Annotated in this window: 14 protein-coding genes; 10 read left to right on the forward strand and 4 right to left on the reverse strand. The window is 60.7% G+C overall.

Translation table 11 applies throughout. From position 1 onward, the window contains the following. Positions 1-22: 22 nt before the first annotated feature. Positions 23-1345 carry an MFS transporter gene (locus HU739_RS05685; protein WP_186551666.1) on the reverse strand — a complete coding sequence of 441 codons (1323 nt, stop codon included), beginning with the start codon at positions 1343-1345 and terminating at the stop codon, positions 23-25. 193 nt (positions 1346-1538) lie between these two features. Here HU739_RS05685 and HU739_RS05690 point away from each other — a divergent pair, with 193 nt between their 5' ends. Together HU739_RS05690 and HU739_RS05695 are read left to right on the forward strand one after the other, a co-directional pair. After that, on the forward strand, positions 1539-3275 hold the full coding sequence (locus HU739_RS05690) for an IlvD/Edd family dehydratase (RefSeq protein WP_186551665.1): 1737 nt from the start codon (positions 1539-1541) through the stop codon (positions 3273-3275). Between the two features lie 184 nt (positions 3276-3459). Beyond that, complete coding sequence (locus tag HU739_RS05695) at positions 3460-4179, forward strand: FadR/GntR family transcriptional regulator (RefSeq protein ID WP_186551664.1); 720 nt, start codon at positions 3460-3462, stop codon at positions 4177-4179. A gap of 182 nt (positions 4180-4361) precedes the next feature. On the opposite strand, the gene HU739_RS05700 is transcribed toward HU739_RS05695, so the two are convergent. Continuing rightward, positions 4362-6746 carry an efflux RND transporter permease subunit gene (locus HU739_RS05700; RefSeq protein WP_186551663.1) on the reverse strand — a complete coding sequence of 795 codons (2385 nt, stop codon included), beginning with the start codon at positions 6744-6746 and terminating at the stop codon, positions 4362-4364. Beyond that, on the reverse strand, positions 6743-7786 hold the full coding sequence (locus HU739_RS05705) for a WD40/YVTN/BNR-like repeat-containing protein (protein ID WP_186551662.1): 1044 nt from the start codon (positions 7784-7786) through the stop codon (positions 6743-6745). The genes HU739_RS05700 and HU739_RS05705 overlap by 4 nt, the downstream gene beginning before the upstream one ends. Positions 7787-8245: 459 nt before the next feature. Between HU739_RS05705 and HU739_RS05710 the strand changes: the two genes are divergently transcribed. The 7 genes from HU739_RS05710 to HU739_RS05740 all read left to right on the forward strand — a co-directional run bounded on the left by HU739_RS05710 (position 8246) and on the right by HU739_RS05740 (position 13666). Next, positions 8246-8836 (forward strand): amino acid synthesis family protein, encoded by a 591-nt coding sequence (locus HU739_RS05710; protein WP_007968626.1) that lies wholly within the window; start codon positions 8246-8248, stop codon positions 8834-8836. 32 nt (positions 8837-8868) lie between these two features. Beyond that, the gene (locus tag HU739_RS05715) at positions 8869-9702 is read left to right on the forward strand and encodes an alpha/beta fold hydrolase (RefSeq protein ID WP_186552524.1); all 834 of its coding nucleotides are present in this window, start codon (positions 8869-8871) and stop codon (positions 9700-9702) included. Beyond that, on the forward strand, positions 9699-11180 hold the full coding sequence (locus tag HU739_RS05720; RefSeq protein ID WP_186552523.1) for an aldehyde dehydrogenase: 1482 nt from the start codon (positions 9699-9701) through the stop codon (positions 11178-11180). The genes HU739_RS05715 and HU739_RS05720 overlap by 4 nt, the downstream gene beginning before the upstream one ends. Before the next feature lie 12 nt (positions 11181-11192). Beyond that, entirely contained in the window at positions 11193-11678 is a 486-nt protein-coding gene (locus HU739_RS05725) for a flavin reductase family protein (protein ID WP_186552522.1), read from the forward strand. A 211-nt stretch (positions 11679-11889) separates the two neighbouring features. After that, positions 11890-12294 carry a carboxymuconolactone decarboxylase family protein gene (locus tag HU739_RS05730; protein WP_034155594.1) on the forward strand — a complete coding sequence of 135 codons (405 nt, stop codon included), beginning with the start codon at positions 11890-11892 and terminating at the stop codon, positions 12292-12294. 42 nt (positions 12295-12336) lie between these two features. Beyond that, entirely contained in the window at positions 12337-13101 is a 765-nt protein-coding gene (locus HU739_RS05735; RefSeq protein WP_186552521.1) for a GntR family transcriptional regulator, read from the forward strand. A gap of 1 nt (position 13102) precedes the next feature. Continuing rightward, positions 13103-13666 (forward strand): NUDIX hydrolase, encoded by a 564-nt coding sequence (locus tag HU739_RS05740; RefSeq protein ID WP_186552520.1) that lies wholly within the window; start codon positions 13103-13105, stop codon positions 13664-13666. A 111-nt stretch (positions 13667-13777) separates the two neighbouring features. Here the strand turns inward: HU739_RS05740 and HU739_RS05745 are convergent, their stop codons facing one another. After that, the gene (locus HU739_RS05745; RefSeq protein ID WP_186552519.1) at positions 13778-14074 is read right to left on the reverse strand and encodes a DUF1330 domain-containing protein; all 297 of its coding nucleotides are present in this window, start codon (positions 14072-14074) and stop codon (positions 13778-13780) included. A gap of 68 nt (positions 14075-14142) precedes the next feature. On the opposite strand from HU739_RS05745, the gene ribBA reads away from it, so the two are divergent. Beyond that, complete coding sequence (gene ribBA / locus HU739_RS05750) at positions 14143-15252, forward strand: bifunctional 3,4-dihydroxy-2-butanone-4-phosphate synthase/GTP cyclohydrolase II (protein ID WP_186552518.1); 1110 nt, start codon at positions 14143-14145, stop codon at positions 15250-15252. Positions 15253-15473: the final 221 nt, after the last annotated feature.

Below are 15473 nucleotides of genomic sequence, written 5' to 3' on the forward strand. Positions count from 1 at the left end.
ACAGGGGGCCAGTGTTAGTCAGTCAGGTGCGGGTTGCGCCCCGCGCGCTGGCGGCAAATTGGTCGACGGGTAGAACGTGCTTGCGTTCCAGCACACGGTAAACAATGCCGGTCAGAATCAAGCCGAACACCATCACGCCAGAAAGGAAGTACAACCCCGAAGCCAGGTTGCCGGTGTATTCCTTCAATGCACCAATCACGAAAGGTCCGATGTAACCGCCAAGGTTGCCCACCGAGTTGATCAGCGCAATCCCCGCCGCCGCACTGGCACCGGCAAAAAAGCGCCCCGGCAAAGTCCAGAACACGGCGGTGCACGAGAACAAGGCAAACGCCACCAGACACAGCGCCGCCAGTTGCGCCACCGGCAACGAGAGCCAGGCGCTGAGGAACAGGCCGATCGCACCCAGTACATACAGAACGGCGAGATGCCCGTAGCGATCATTCAAGCGGTCGGAGCTGCGCGGAATGATCAGCAGGCCGATGATCCCGAAGATGTATGGCACCGATGAGACGAACCCGGTCACCAGGTCGCTGCCGCCGAATTGTTTGATCAGCGTCGGCAGCCACAGGCCCAGGCCATAAATACTCAGCGTTACCGGCAGATAGAACAGCGCCAGCAGCAGCACGCGTTTGTCTTTGAGCGCATGCAGCGGGTTGCCGTGACGGGTCTGGCCGTACTCCTGCAAATCCTTTTTCAGCTCGCCGGTCAGCCAGTCTTTTTCAGCCTGATCCATCCACTTCACTTGCTGCGGGCCGTCCGGCAGCCAGCGCAGCACCGGCCAGGTCAGCAGGATCGCCGGGGTGCCGATCACGATGAACAGCCACTGCCAGCCGTGCAGGCCGAGGATGCCGTCCATGCCGAGCAGGCCACCGGACACGGGGCCGGTGATCATCATGGCGATCGGTTGCGAAAGGATGAACAGCCCGAGGATCTTGCCGCGATGGCGCACCGGGAACCATTGAGTGATGTAGTACAGCACGCCAGGGAAGAAGCCCGCCTCCGCCGCGCCGAGCAGAAAGCGCATCACGTAGAAGCTGTGCGGCCCTTGCACGAAGGCCATGCCGATGGTGATCGCGCCCCAGGTAATCATGATCCGTGCGAACCAGCGCCGCGCGCCGAAGCGTTCGAGCATCAGGTTGCTGGGGATTTCGAAGAGGAAGTAACCAATAAAGAACAGCCCGGCGCCCAGGCCGTAAGCCGCATCGCCGATACCGATGTCGGCACCCATGTGCAGCTTGGCGAAGCCGACGGCGGAGCGATCCACATAGGCGATCAGGTACAGCAGGATCAGGAAGGGAATCAGTTTCAGCGTGATGCGCCGGACAAGCCGCAATTCCTGGCTCATGAGATCGGTCTCCGATTGTTGTTTTTATAGAACCTCGGGGGACGCCTCTCACGGAAAACCGTCAGGGCCATCCCTCCGTCGAAAACGACTATATAGTAATACTATTTACTCAACAACACTTCCAAACGGCGGATTTTGAGCTTATGTTAAGCCATCGCTGGAACACTATAGTCATACAATAAGAGAAACGATCATGTCTGATAAGAAACCCACCCTGCGCTCCGCCCAATGGTTTGGCACGGCCGACAAGAACGGCTTCATGTACCGCAGCTGGATGAAGAATCAGGGCATCGCCGACCATCAGTTCCACGGCAAGCCGATCATCGGCATCTGCAACACCTGGTCGGAATTGACCCCGTGCAACGCGCACTTCCGCCAGATCGCGGAGCACGTCAAACGCGGGGTGATCGAGGCCGGTGGGTTTCCAGTGGAATTCCCGGTGTTCTCCAATGGCGAATCGAACCTGCGCCCGACCGCCATGCTCACCCGCAACCTGGCGAGCATGGACGTTGAAGAAGCGATTCGCGGCAACCCGATTGACGGTGTGGTGCTGCTGACCGGCTGCGACAAAACCACCCCGGCCCTGCTGATGGGCGCGGCCAGTTGCGACGTGCCGGCCATCGTCGTCACCGGCGGGCCGATGCTCAACGGCAAGCACAAGGGCAAGGACATTGGTTCCGGCACCGTGGTCTGGCAGCTCAGCGAACAGGTCAAGGCCGGCACCATCACCATCGACGATTTCCTCGCGGCCGAGGGCGGCATGTCGCGTTCGGCGGGCACCTGCAACACCATGGGCACCGCGTCGACCATGGCCTGCATGGCTGAAGCGCTCGGCACTTCGCTGCCGCACAACGCGGCGATTCCGGCGGTGGATGCACGGCGTTATGTGCTGGCACACATGTCCGGCATGCGTGCGGTGGAGATGGTTCGAGAAGACCTGAAACTGTCGAAGATCCTGACTAAGGAAGCCTTCGAAAACGCCATTCGCGTCAACGCTGCCATCGGTGGTTCGACCAACGCCGTGATTCACTTGAAGGCCATCGCCGGGCGCATTGGCGTTGAACTGGATCTGGACGACTGGACCCGCATCGGTCGTGGCATGCCGACCATCGTCGACCTGCAACCGTCCGGGCGTTTCCTGATGGAAGAGTTCTACTACGCCGGTGGCTTGCCAGCGGTACTGCGTCGCCTCGGTGAGGCCAATCTGATTCCCAACCCGAATGCGCTGACCGTCAACGGCAAATCCATCGGCGAGAACACCAAAGACGCGCCGATCTACGGCGAAGACGAAGTGATCCGCACCCTCGACAATCCGATTCGCGCTGACGGCGGGATTTGCGTATTGCGCGGCAACCTGGCGCCGCTGGGTGCGGTACTCAAACCGTCCGCCGCTACCGCTGAGCTGATGCAGCATCGCGGTCGCGCGGTGGTGTTCGAGAACTTCGACATGTACAAGGCGCGGATCAACGACCCGGAACTGGATGTCGACAAAGATTCGATCCTGGTCATGAAAAACTGCGGGCCGAAGGGTTATCCGGGCATGGCTGAAGTCGGCAACATGGGCTTGCCGGCCAAGTTGTTGGCACAGGGCGTGACTGACATGGTGCGTATCTCCGACGCACGTATGAGCGGCACAGCGTACGGCACGGTGGTTTTGCACGTCGCACCGGAAGCCGCAGCGGGCGGGCCTTTGGCGGCGGTGCAGGAAGGCGACTGGATTGAACTCGATTGCGCCAGCGGTCGTCTGCATCTGGACATCCCGGACGCCGAACTGGCGGCGCGCATGGCCGATTTGCAGCCACCGCAGCAATTGCTGGTGGGCGGTTATCGTCAGTTGTACATCGACCATGTGCTGCAGGCGGATCAGGGTTGTGACTTTGACTTCCTCGTCGGCTGCCGAGGCGCCGAGGTCCCGCGTCACTCTCACTAACCCCGCCGTCCCCTGTAGGAGTGAGCCTGCTCGCGATAGCGGTCTGTCAGTTGAGACATATGTGACTGACATGTCCCCATCGCGAGCAGGCTCACTCCTACATTTGCTATGCATCAGCCTCAAGAATGCCGCACGCCTGCTATGATGCGCGGCATCTCCATCGCTCAGGATCGCGTCGCTCCCCATGGATTACCGCAAACCTTCCGACCGTAAAAGCATGCACTCGCGCATCGTCCAGGAACTGGGCATGCAGATCGTCTCCGGACGCTTTTTGCCCGACGACAAACTGCCCGCCGAAGCGCTGCTTTGCGAGGAATACGCGGTCAGTCGGCCGGTGTTGCGTGAAGCCACGCGGGTGCTAGTGGCCAAGGGTCTGGTGTATTCAAAGCCCCGCGTGGGCACGGTGGTCAAGGCGCGCCGCGAATGGCACATGCTCGACCCGGACGTGCTGCACTGGCTGATGCAAAGTAGCCCGCAGAATGAATTCTTCAATGTGCTGACCAGCGTGCGCAGCATCATCGAACCCGCTGCGGCCGCCCTCGCCGCTCAGCATGCGACTGACGCCGACATCGCCGCGATCAACGAAGCCTACCAACGCATGGAAACCGCGCCGACACCGGAGGCCTTGTTGCAGCCGGACCTGGACTTCCACAGCCGGATTGCCGACGCCACGCATAACGACTTGCTGGCGAATCTGTGCAATATGCTGTCGGTGGCGATTGCCGAGGCGTTGAAGCATTCCAACCAGCGGCCGAATCTGCATGAGCTGGCGTTGCCAAGGCACAAGGCGATTCTCACGGCGATCGAGAACCGTGATGCGCTCGGCGCCCGGCATGCGACATTGGTGCAGCTGGACGATGCGCGTAGTGCCCTCAGCGTAGTGCTTGGCACCGAACTCTCCTGACACTCCGCGTCCCCACTGTAGGAGTGAGCCTGCTCGCGATAGCGGTATGTCAGGTATTCAATTATCCGACTGACACACCGCTATCGCGAGCAGGCTCACTCCTACATTTGATCTGTGTGATTCCGAGATATAAAAAAGCCGCAACCCATTAGGTTGCGGCTTTGTCGTTTCAGGCCTTCAGGTCAATGGGCAAACAACGAGTTGCCCTTCTGTCCTGCCAGTTTCTCAGGCTTGATCAGGAACTTCGCCAGGGCCGGCAGCAGCCACAGCGCACCGAACATGTTCCACAGCAGCATGAACGTCAGCATCAGGCCCATGTCGGCCTGGAACTTGATGGCCGAGAAGATCCAGGTGCACACGCCAATCGCCAGGCACAGGCCGGTGAACAGCACGGCTTTACCGGTGGATTTCAGCGTCTGGTAATAGGCTTCCTGCAACGGCAACCCGGCACGCAGGAAACTTTCCAGGCGGCTGTAGATGTAGATGCCGTAGTCGACGCCAATCCCCACCCCCAGCGCCACCACCGGCAGGGTTGCGACTTTCACGCCGATACCCATGAACGCCATCAGCGCGTTGCCGAGTACCGAAGTCAGCACCAGCGGCAGGACGATGCACAGGGTCGCCGCCCATGAGCGGAAGGTGATCATGCACATCACCGCCACGCAGATGTACACCAGAATCAGGATGGTCAGCTCAGCCTGTTTGATGACTTCGTTGGTGGCCGCTTCGATCCCGGCGTTACCGGCGGCGAGGATAAATTCCAGGCCGTCCTTGTTGTTCTCCTTGGCGAATTCCTGCACGGCGTGCACGGCACGGTCGAGGGTTTCGGCCTTGTGGTCGTTGAGGAACACGAGAACCGGCGCCAGCGAGCAACTGTTGTTGTACAGGCCATCGGCGCGGGCGATCGAGTTGTTCAGCACGTCCGGGTTGCGCGACAGGGTTTCCCATTTCAGGTTGCCCTCGTTCATGCCCTTGATCATCTGCTTGGACACGGTCACCAGCGAGATTGCCGACTGCACGCCCTCGGTGTTCTGCATCTTCCACATCAACTGATCGATCGGCGCCATGGCTTCGTAGCGCGAGCAGCCTTCAGCCTTGGTCTTGACCATCACCACCAGCACGTCGGAGCTGGTCGAGTAGTTGCTGATGATGAAGTTGTTGTCTTTGTTGTAGCGCGAGTCCGGGCGCAGTTCCGGCGCGCCCTGGTCGAGGTCGCCGATCTTCAGGTTCTGGCTGTACCAGAGGCCGCCACCGAAGGCGATCAGCGCCAGCGCTACCGAAATCGGCGCGACCTTCGGGCTGGCGAAGTTCGACAGCAGACGCCAGAACGGATGCTCGCGATTCGCGTCCTTCTTGCTCTTGGCAATTGCGCGCTTGCTGATGCCGACGTAGGAAATGGCAACCGGTAGCAGGATCAGATTGGTGAACACGATCACCGCCACGCCGATGGACGCGCCGATCGCCAGTTCACGGATCACACCGATGTCGATGATCAGCAGGGTGATGAAGCCCACCGCGTCCGCCAGAATTGCGATCATCCCCGGCAGGAACAACTGACGGAAGGTGCGGCGCGCGGCGGTCAGGGCGTTGTCCGCTTCGCTGGACTGCAGAGCGATACCGTTGATCTTCTGCACACCGTGGGAAATACCGATGGCGAAAATCAGGAACGGCACCAGCATCGAGTACGGATCAAGCCCGAAGCCAAAAAAGTGCATCAAGCCGAGCTGCCAGACCACCGCCACCAGCGTCGTGCTCAGCACCGCGATAGTGCTGCGCAAGCAGTTGGTGAACCACAGCAGCAGGATCAGAGTGATGACGAAAGCGATGCCGAAGAACAGCACCACCATCACCAGACCGTCGATCAGGTCACCGACCTTCTTGGCGAAACCGACGATGTGAATCTTGATGTTGGGGTTCTGCGCTTCGAACTTGTTGCGGATCTTGTCTTCCAGTTCATGGGAGAACTTGCGGTAGTCCAGCGCCAGCAACTTGCCCTGATCCTGCGGGTCCGGGTACGCCTCAAGCAGCGGAATGTCGACAATGCTCGACTTGAAATCGTTGGCGACCAGACGTCCGACCTGACCGGACTTGAGCACGTTGTTGCGCAGCAGGTCGAGGCTGTCCTGGGAGCCGTTGTAGCTCTGCGGAATCACTTCACCGCCGGCGAAACCCTCTTCGGTCACTTCGGTCCAGCGTACGCTCGGGCTCCACAACGATTTCAGGCCGGAACGGTCGACGCCGGAAATGTAGAACACTTCGTCGTTGATCTGGCGCAGGGTCTCCATGTATTCCTTGGAGAAGATGTCGCCGTCAGTGGCTTCCACCGAAATACGCACGGTGTTACCCAAGTTCGCCAGATCGTTACGGTGTTCCATCATCTTTTCGATGAACGGATGCTGCAGCGGGATCATTTTTTCGAAACTGGTGGACGGCCGGATCAGCGTGGCCTGCCAGAACAGAAAAATGCTCACCACCAGACAGATCAGAATCACGGCCGGGCGGTTGTTGAAGATCAGGCGCTCGAGCACCGTCGCCTTTTCCTGCTGAGGAGTGATCAAGGAAGTCATAGCCCCGCCTTCTTGTTATTAGTCTCGGCACCGTTTGGCTGGGTGAGGTGTACACCGCCCTGCCCGCTCAGGATCAGATTGCCGTCGCCGGCGGCAGTGACCGACGACAGCGAAATGCGGTCCGGGCGGTTGAACACGCTGAAGGTCTCGCCGTTGTCGCTGCTGCTGATCACTGAGCCGCCGTTACCGACGATGATGATCGAGCCATCTTCAAGCACCGTGCCGCCGGAGAGGCCGAATTCCAGCGCACCCCGTGCGGCTTTCAGTTCGACCTGTTCCCAGGTGCTGCCAAAATCAGTGGAGCGGTAGAGGTTGCCGCGCAAGCCATAGGCCAACAGGGTCTGCGCCTGCGCCGTGCCGATCACGCCGAACAGCGAACCTTCGTACGGGCCTTCGAGTTTTTCCCAGGTCTGGCCGTCGTCGGCAGAGCGGAACATGCTGCCGGACTCGCCGACGATGAACAGCCCGGCGTCTTTCACGGCGGCGACGGCATTGAGGTGGAACTGGTCTTCGTTGTCGAGACGATCGCTGACGTCTTCCCAGTGCTTGCCGCCGTCAGTGGTTTCCAGCAGCGTGCCGTAGGCGCCCACGGCAAAGCCGCTGCTGGCGTCCTTGAACCAGACGTCGAGCAGCGGCGATTCGCGTGCAAGGTCTTCGAATTGTTTGGTCCAGGTCAGACCGCCGTCGGCGCTGGCGAGAATCTGCGCGTCATGGCCGACCGCCCAACCGTTTTTGTCATCGACGAAATACACCGCGGTGAGCAGTTGCCGGGTCGGCACCTTGGCCTGGGTCCAGGTCTTGCCCTGGTCATCGGAATAGAGAATGTGTCCGCGATCCCCGACCGCGACCAGGCGCGCGCCGGCGTGGACGACATCGAGTATCAGGCTTTTCGCGGCCTTGGCCGATTCGGTGGAATAGACCACATCAGCCGGGGCCTCGGCGGCAAACACAGGTGCCGACAACGTGGCAAAGCCCAGCAGCGAGAGTGCTGTGGCCAGCAACGCGGTGTTGCGTAACGCCGGCGGGCGGCAACGACTCATAGACCTTCCCCTATTTATTATTGTTGGGCCATCGGGCCTTCAAGGGCGCCGCAAGTGTGCTGCTGTGATGGCTGGTCAGAAGCATAGTCCTGAAACCCGCAATCCAGAGCCACTTCGGAAGCTGGCTCATCCTATCGGGCTTTGTAAATGTCTGACAATCGGCGCCACGTTATCTTTTGTTAACCGCAAGCGGCCGCTGTCGCCAACGCATTCCCCTGTGGGAGCGAGCTTGCTCGCGAAGGCGTCGTTTCAGTCAACATCTTCATTGCCTGACCCACCGCTTTCGCGAGCAAGCTCGCTCCCACAAGGGTCGGAGGTGATCTCAGGATTTTGTGGTGGACGTGAATGCGCAGCCATTCGGAGGATGGATGACGCAATTTTTGCGGTGGGACTTGCAGGATCGGTATTATGGTATACCATCAGACGCACAGACACTCTCAATCCCCAACGGAGCAGCTCATGAGTTTCGAAATTCGCAAGATCGTCAGCTATGTCGAAGAAACCTTCATCGAAGGCGGCAAAGCCACTGACAAGCCGGTAACCATGGTCGGCCTCGCCGTGGTGATGAAGAACCCGTGGGTGGGCAACGGTTTTGTCGAAGACCTCAAGCCGCAGATTCGCGCCAACTGCTCTGACCTCGGCGCAATGATGGTCGAGCGTCTCGTCGGCATTATCGGTGGCGCGGAAAAGATCGAGGCTTACGGCAAAGCGGCGGTGGTCGGCGCTGACGGCGAGATCGAGCACGCTTCGGCGGTGATCCACACCCTGCGCTTCGGCAATCACTACCGCGAAGCGGTGAAAGCCAAGAGCTACCTGAGCTTCACCAACAAGCGCGGCGGTCCGGGCACTTCGATTCAGATCCCGATGATGCACAAGGACGACGAAGGCCTGCGTTCGCACTACATCACCCTGGAAATGCAGATTGAAGACGCGCCGCGTGCCGACGAAATCGTCGTTGTGCTCGGTTGCGCCGACGGTGGTCGTCTGCACCCGCGCATCGGCAACCGCTACATCGATCTGGAAGAACTGGCCGCCGAAAAAGCCCAGTAATCACAACAAGAAAGGCATTGCAGGAGCGCTCCATGATTCGGCTCACCGCTGAACTCACCCCGGCTGGCACCAGTTACCTGGCGACTGGCCAAGGCCAGCCCGTGGTCTTGATCCACGGCGTGGGCCTGAACAAAGAAATGTGGGGCGGGCAGATTGTCGGCCTCGCCAGCCAGTATCAGGTGATCGCCTACGACATGCTTGGCCACGGCGCCAGCCCGCGACCGGCCAGTGGCACCGACCTGCTCGGTTATGCCGATCAGTTGCTTGAGCTGCTCGACCATCTGAACCTGCCGCAGGCGGCGGTGATCGGTTTCTCCATGGGCGGCCTGGTCGCGCGGGCCTTCGCCCTGCACTACCCGCAGCGCCTGCAAAGCCTGGTGGTCCTGAACAGCGTGTTCAATCGCAGCGAAGAACAGCGCGCCGGCGTCATTGCCCGTACCGCGCAGGCCGCCGAGCATGGCCCCGACGCCAATGCAGAAGCGGCGCTGTCGCGCTGGTTCAGCCGTGAATATCAGGCGGCCAACCCGGCGCAGATCGCGGCGCTACGCCAGACCCTGGCGAACAACGATCCGCAGGGTTATCTGACCACTTACGAACTGTTCGCCACCCAAGACATGTACCGCGCCGACGACCTGAGCAGCATTCAGGCGCCGACGCTGATCGCCACTGGCGAACTCGACCCGGGATCGACCCCGGAAATGGCCGAGCAACTGGCCCGGCGCATCCCCGGTGCGAAGGTTGCCGTGCTGCCCGAGCAACGGCATATGATGCCGGTAGAGTCGCCGCGTCTGGTCAACCAGATGCTGCTCGAATTTCTCCAATTCGCAAACGCCCGACAAAACCATATAAAGGGGATCGTTGCATGACGCTCGCACGCTTCCAGATGTGCATCGGCGGAGAATGGGTCGACGCCCTCTCCGGCAAGACTTTCGAAAGCATCAACCCGGCCTCCGCCCAAGCCTGGGCCGAACTGCCCGACGCCGATGAAGCGGACGTCGAACGCGCCGTGCAAGCGGCGCAAACTGCCTTCGACAGCCTGGCGTGGCGCGGCCTGACCGCCACCGCTCGCGGCAAACTGCTGCGCCGCCTCGGCGACCTGATCGCCGAAAACAAGGAACACCTGGCGCAGCTGGAGAGCCGCGACAACGGCAAGCTGATCCGCGAAACCCGTGGTCAAGTCAGCTATCTGCCAGAGTTCTTTCATTACACCGCTGGCCTCGCCGACAAGCTCGAAGGCGGCACGCTGCCGCTGGACAAGCCCGACCTGTTTGCCTACACCGTGCACGAAGCGATGGGTGTGGTCGCCGCGATCATTCCGTGGAACAGCCCGCTGTACCTCACTGCAATCAAACTGGCCCCGGCCCTCGCCGCCGGCAACACGATTGTGATCAAGCCGTCCGAGCATGCGTCGGCCACCATTCTGGAGCTGGCACGTCTGGCCCTTGAGGCCGGGATTCCGCCGGGGGTCGTCAACGTCGTCACCGGTTACGGCCCAAGCACCGGCGCCGCCCTCACCCGTCATCCGCTGATCCGCAAGATCGCCTTCACCGGCGGCGCGGCAACGGCCCGGCATGTGGTGCGCAGCAGCGCCGAAAACTTCGCCAAGCTGTCGCTGGAACTGGGCGGCAAATCGCCGAACATCATTTTCGCCGACGCCGATCTCGACAGCGCGATCAACGGCGCGATTGCCGGGATCTACGCCGCTTCAGGGCAGAGCTGCGTGTCCGGATCGCGTTTGCTGGTGCAGGACGAAATCTACGACGAGTTCGTCAATCGTCTGGTCGAACGCGCTCAGCGCATCCGCATCGGCAACCCGCAGGAAGACCACAGCGAAATGGGCCCGATGGCTACCGCGCAGCAACTGGCGGTGGTCGAAGGTCTGGTCGCCGATGCCATTGCCGAAGGCGCGCGTCTGCGCACCGGCGGCAAGCGTCCGGCCGGGCTTGGCGAAGGCTGGTTCTACGAGCCGACGCTGTTCGAGTGTGACCGCAACTCGATGAAGATCATGCAGGAGGAAGTCTTCGGCCCGGTAGCCTCGGTCATTCGCTTCAAAGACGAAGCCGAAGCGCTGGCCATCGCCAACGACTCGCAGTTCGGCCTCGCCGCCGGCATCTGGACCCGCGATCTCGGTCGTGCCCATCGTCTGGCGCGCGATGTGCGCTCGGGCATCATCTGGGTCAACACTTACCGCGCGGTCTCGGCGATGGCGCCGATCGGCGGCTTCAAGAACAGTGGCTATGGACGCGAAAGCGGCATCGATTCGGTGCTGGCCTACACCGAACTGAAAACGGTGTGGATCAACCTCTCTCAGGCGCCGATGCCTGATCCGTTTGTGATGCGCTAGGAGTCCTGCGAAATGATTGAACCCGGCATTTACAAAGACGTCATGAGTTCGTTCCCGTCCGGCGTCACGGTGGTCACCACCCTCGACCCGGACGGCGGCATCGCCGGCATCACCGCCAGCGCCTTCAGCGCGCTGTCGATTGATCCGGCGCTGGTGCTGTTCTGCCCCAATTACGCCTCCGACACCTACCCGGTGCTGCGTGACAGCAAGAAATTCGCCATTCATTTGCTCTCTGCCGAACAGACCGCCGAAGCCTACGCGTTCGCCGGTAAAGGCAAGGACAAGGCTAAAAACATCGAGTGGCATTTGAGCGAACTGGGCAACCCGATCCTGGCCAAGGCCACGGCGATCATCGAGTGCGAATTGTGGCGCGAATACGACGGCGGCGACCACGCGATCATTGTTGGCGCGGTGAAGAACCTGATCCTGCCGGCGCAACCGGTGACGCCGATGATTTATCACAAGGGCAAGCTCGGTGCGTTGCCGACCCTGACCTGATTGCCCCACCCAACTCCCACTGTGGAACTACCCATTGTGGTGAGGGGATTTATCCCCGTCCGGCTGCGAAGCAGTCGTAAAACCATTGCACGCGGAATGTCTGGCAAATCGCGGTTACAGGTATTGGGGGTGCTTCGCACCCCGTCGGGGATAAATCCCCTCACCACAGGGTTAATTTCTAACAAGTGAATGTGTGTTGACTGGAGGATTTATGAGTAACGAAAAATACGAAAAAGGCCTGAAGATTCGCACGCAAGTATTGGGCGAAGCCTATGTGCAACGCTCTATAGAGAACGCCGACGACTTCACCCGCCCGCTGCAGGAAATGGTCACCGAATACTGCTGGGGCCATGTCTGGGGCCGCGAGGGTTTGTCGCTCAAGGAGCGCAGCATGATCAACCTGGCGATGATCTCGGCGCTCAACCGCCCGCACGAACTCAAGCTGCATGTGCGTGGCGCCTTGCGTAACGGCCTGAGTCGTGAGCAAATACGCGAAATTCTCCTTCAGGTCGGCATTTATTGCGGCGTTCCGGCAGCCGTGGACAGTTTCCGGCTGGCCCGTGAAGCCTTTGCCGAAGCCGACGCCGAGGCCTCAGTCAACCCCTCGGCTGTTTAGATGCCCGTCTGGCATGGACAGCCAACTTAAAGAGCGGACCCTATGAAACGCCAGCCACTCGACGACAGCTTCAAGGTCAATCGCAACCCCGTTACCCTGCGCGAAATCGTGTTGGACAAACTGCGTAGCGCGATCATGAATTTCCAGCTCATGCCAGGCGATCGTCTGGTTGAACGCGACCTGTGCGATCGGCTCGGTGTCAGCCGCACTTCGGTGCGCGAAGCCTTGCGTCACCTTGAATCCGAAGGCCTGGTGGAGTTCGCCGACGCCAAAGGCCCGCGTGTGGCGATCATCACCCTGGCCGATGCCGTCGATATCTACGAGTTGCGCTGCGTGCTCGAAGGCCTGATCGTGCAGCTGTTCACCCTGCGCGCCAAGGCCAAGGACATCAAGGCCCTGGAAAAAGCCCTCGACGACAACCGCAAGGCGCTCAAGGATGGCGAACTGCAGCAAGTGATCGACTCGGTGCAGGGCTTCTACGACGTGCTGCTCGAAGGCTCGGGCAACCATGTCGCGGCCACGCAGTTGCGGCAGTTGCAGGCGCGCATCAGCTATCTGCGCGCGACCTCGGTGTCGCAGGAAAACCGCCGCGGCGCGAGCAATCACGAGATGGAAAAAATGGTCGAGGCGATCAAGAGCGGCGATCCGCTGGCGGCGCATCAGGCGTGTGTCGATCACGTCCGCGCCGCCGCTGCCGTGGCCCTCGATTACCTCAAGCGCAAGCAGGAAGAAACCGGCGTCGCCGTAAAAGGCACCCCGGCGATCACCCTGCCGATTGCGCTGAAAGAACCGCGCATCGGTCACTGACATGTTCAGCCCGAGCTTTTGCCCGAAATGCGGTGGCCCTGACCTCGGTCAGCAGACGCCGCCGGGCGATACGCACGAGCGCCTGATGTGCCGCGGCTGCGGCTATATCCACTACGTCAATCCGAAGATCATTGCCGGCTGCATCATCGAGCAGGACGGCAAATATCTGTTGTGCCAACGGGCGATCCCACCGCGCCCGGGCACCTGGACCCTGCCCGCCGGCTTCATGGAAAGCGGCGAGACCACCGAGCAGGCGGCATTGCGCGAAGTCTGGGAAGAAAGCGGCGTGCGCGCGGACATCGTCTCGCCGTATTCGATCTTCAGCGTGCCGAAGATCAGCGAGGTGTACATCATCTTCCGCGCGATCGCACTGGAGATCACCGGGCAGTTCGGTCCGGAAACGCTGGACTACAAGTTCTTCGCGCCTGAAGACATTCCGTGGGAGCAGATTTACTACCCGGCGATCCGGCAGATTCTCGAGCGCTACATCGAAGAGCGCCAGGCGGGGGTCTACGGGATTTACATGGGCAATGACGACAGCGGAAAAATCCATTTCATGCGCTGACAGCGCAGCCCGCTCTGCAGCCCGGGACGCTCCGCGTCCCATCCGGAGCCGAACGCGGAGCGTCCGATGAGGCATTCCCACGCGGAGCGTGGGAACGATCACCATTGAGTATTAAGGCGCAGCAAAGGCTTCGACGATGATGATCTCCGCCCTCGCCCATTCCTCGCGGTAACTTTTCGCGTCTTGATACGCCGCCGAGCGATAGCACGCCACGGCTGTTTCGTAGCTCCCGAACTCAATGATCACGGTGCGCTGCGGCGTTGGCCGCCCTTCCATCGCCTCGCTGCGCCCGCCTCTGGCCAAAAACTTTCCGCCGAACGCGGCAATCGCCTGCGGCGTGCGTTGGGTGTATTGGCTGTAGCGATCGGCATCGGCTATATCCACATGAGCAATCCAGTACGCCTTCATAGTGACCTCTTTGTTGATTTTGTATTATGGTATACCAATATATTTCCAACGAACCCTGAGAGTCCAGCATGGCCTTCAACAGCATCGAAGAAATCATCGAAGATTATCGCCTCGGCAAAATGGTTCTGCTGGTCGATGACGAAGACCGCGAGAACGAAGGCGACCTGCTGCTGGCCGCCGACCGCTGCACACCGGAGGCTATCAGTTTCATGGCTCGCGAAGCGCGCGGGTTGATCTGCCTGACGCTGACAGACGAACACTGCCAGCGTCTGGGCCTGGAACAGATGGTGCCGAGCAACGGCAGCGTGTTCAGCACCGCGTTCACCGTGTCGATTGAGGCGGCGGTTGGCGTGACCACCGGCATTTCCGCAGCGGACCGCGCTTGCACCGTTGCCGCCGCTGTCGCGCCGAATGCCCGCGCCGAAGACCTGGTGCAGCCCGGCCATATCTTCCCGCTGCGTGCCAAGGAAGGTGGCGTGCTGACCCGCGCCGGCCACACCGAGGCCGGTTGCGATCTGGCGCGCCTCGCCGGATTCACGCCGGCTTCGGTGATTGTCGAAGTGATGAACGACGACGGCACCATGGCCCGCCGCCCGGATCTGGAACAGTTCGCGCGCAAGCACGGGATCAAGATCGGCACCATCGCCGACCTGATCCACTATCGCCTCAGCACCGAACACACCATCGAGCGCATCGGTGAACGTGAACTGCCGACGGTGCACGGCGCCTTCCGCTTGATCACCTTTGAAGACCGCATCGAGGGCGGCGTGCACATGGCGATGGTCATGGGCGACCTGCGCCGTGAAGAACCCACGCTGGTGCGCGTGCATGTGATCGATCCGCTGCGCGATCTGGTCGGCGCCGAGTACAGCGGGCCGACGAACTGGACGTTATGGGCGGCGCTGCAACGGGTCGCAGCGGAAGGTCACGGGGTTGTGGTGGTGCTGGCCAATCATGAATCGTCGCAGGCATTGCTTGAACGTGTGCCGCAGTTGACCCAGCCGCCACGGCAGTTCAGTCGCTCGCAGTCGCGGATTTATTCGGAAGTGGGGACTGGGGCGCAGATTCTGCAGAACCTGGGGGTGGGCAAGCTGCGCCACCTCGGGCCGCCGCTGAAGTATGCGGGTTTGACCGGGTATGACCTTGAGGTGGTTGAAAGCATTCCTTTCACCGAGTAACTCACGTCAAACACAAATCCAAACTGTAGGAGTGAGCCTGCTCGCGATTGCGGTGTGACATTCAGCAATGATGTTGACTGATACACCGCAATCGCGAGCAGGCTCACTCCTACAGGGTTTTGCATTTCAAATTGATTCATCTGAGCTCCCAAAAACCAGCTTTGCCAGATAACCGGTAAGGCAAAGTGCTTGCACAAAGTTTGGAATACCATAATATGATA

Source organism: Pseudomonas hamedanensis (assembly GCF_014268595.2).
GTDB classification, from domain to species: domain Bacteria; phylum Pseudomonadota; class Gammaproteobacteria; order Pseudomonadales; family Pseudomonadaceae; genus Aquipseudomonas; species Aquipseudomonas hamedanensis.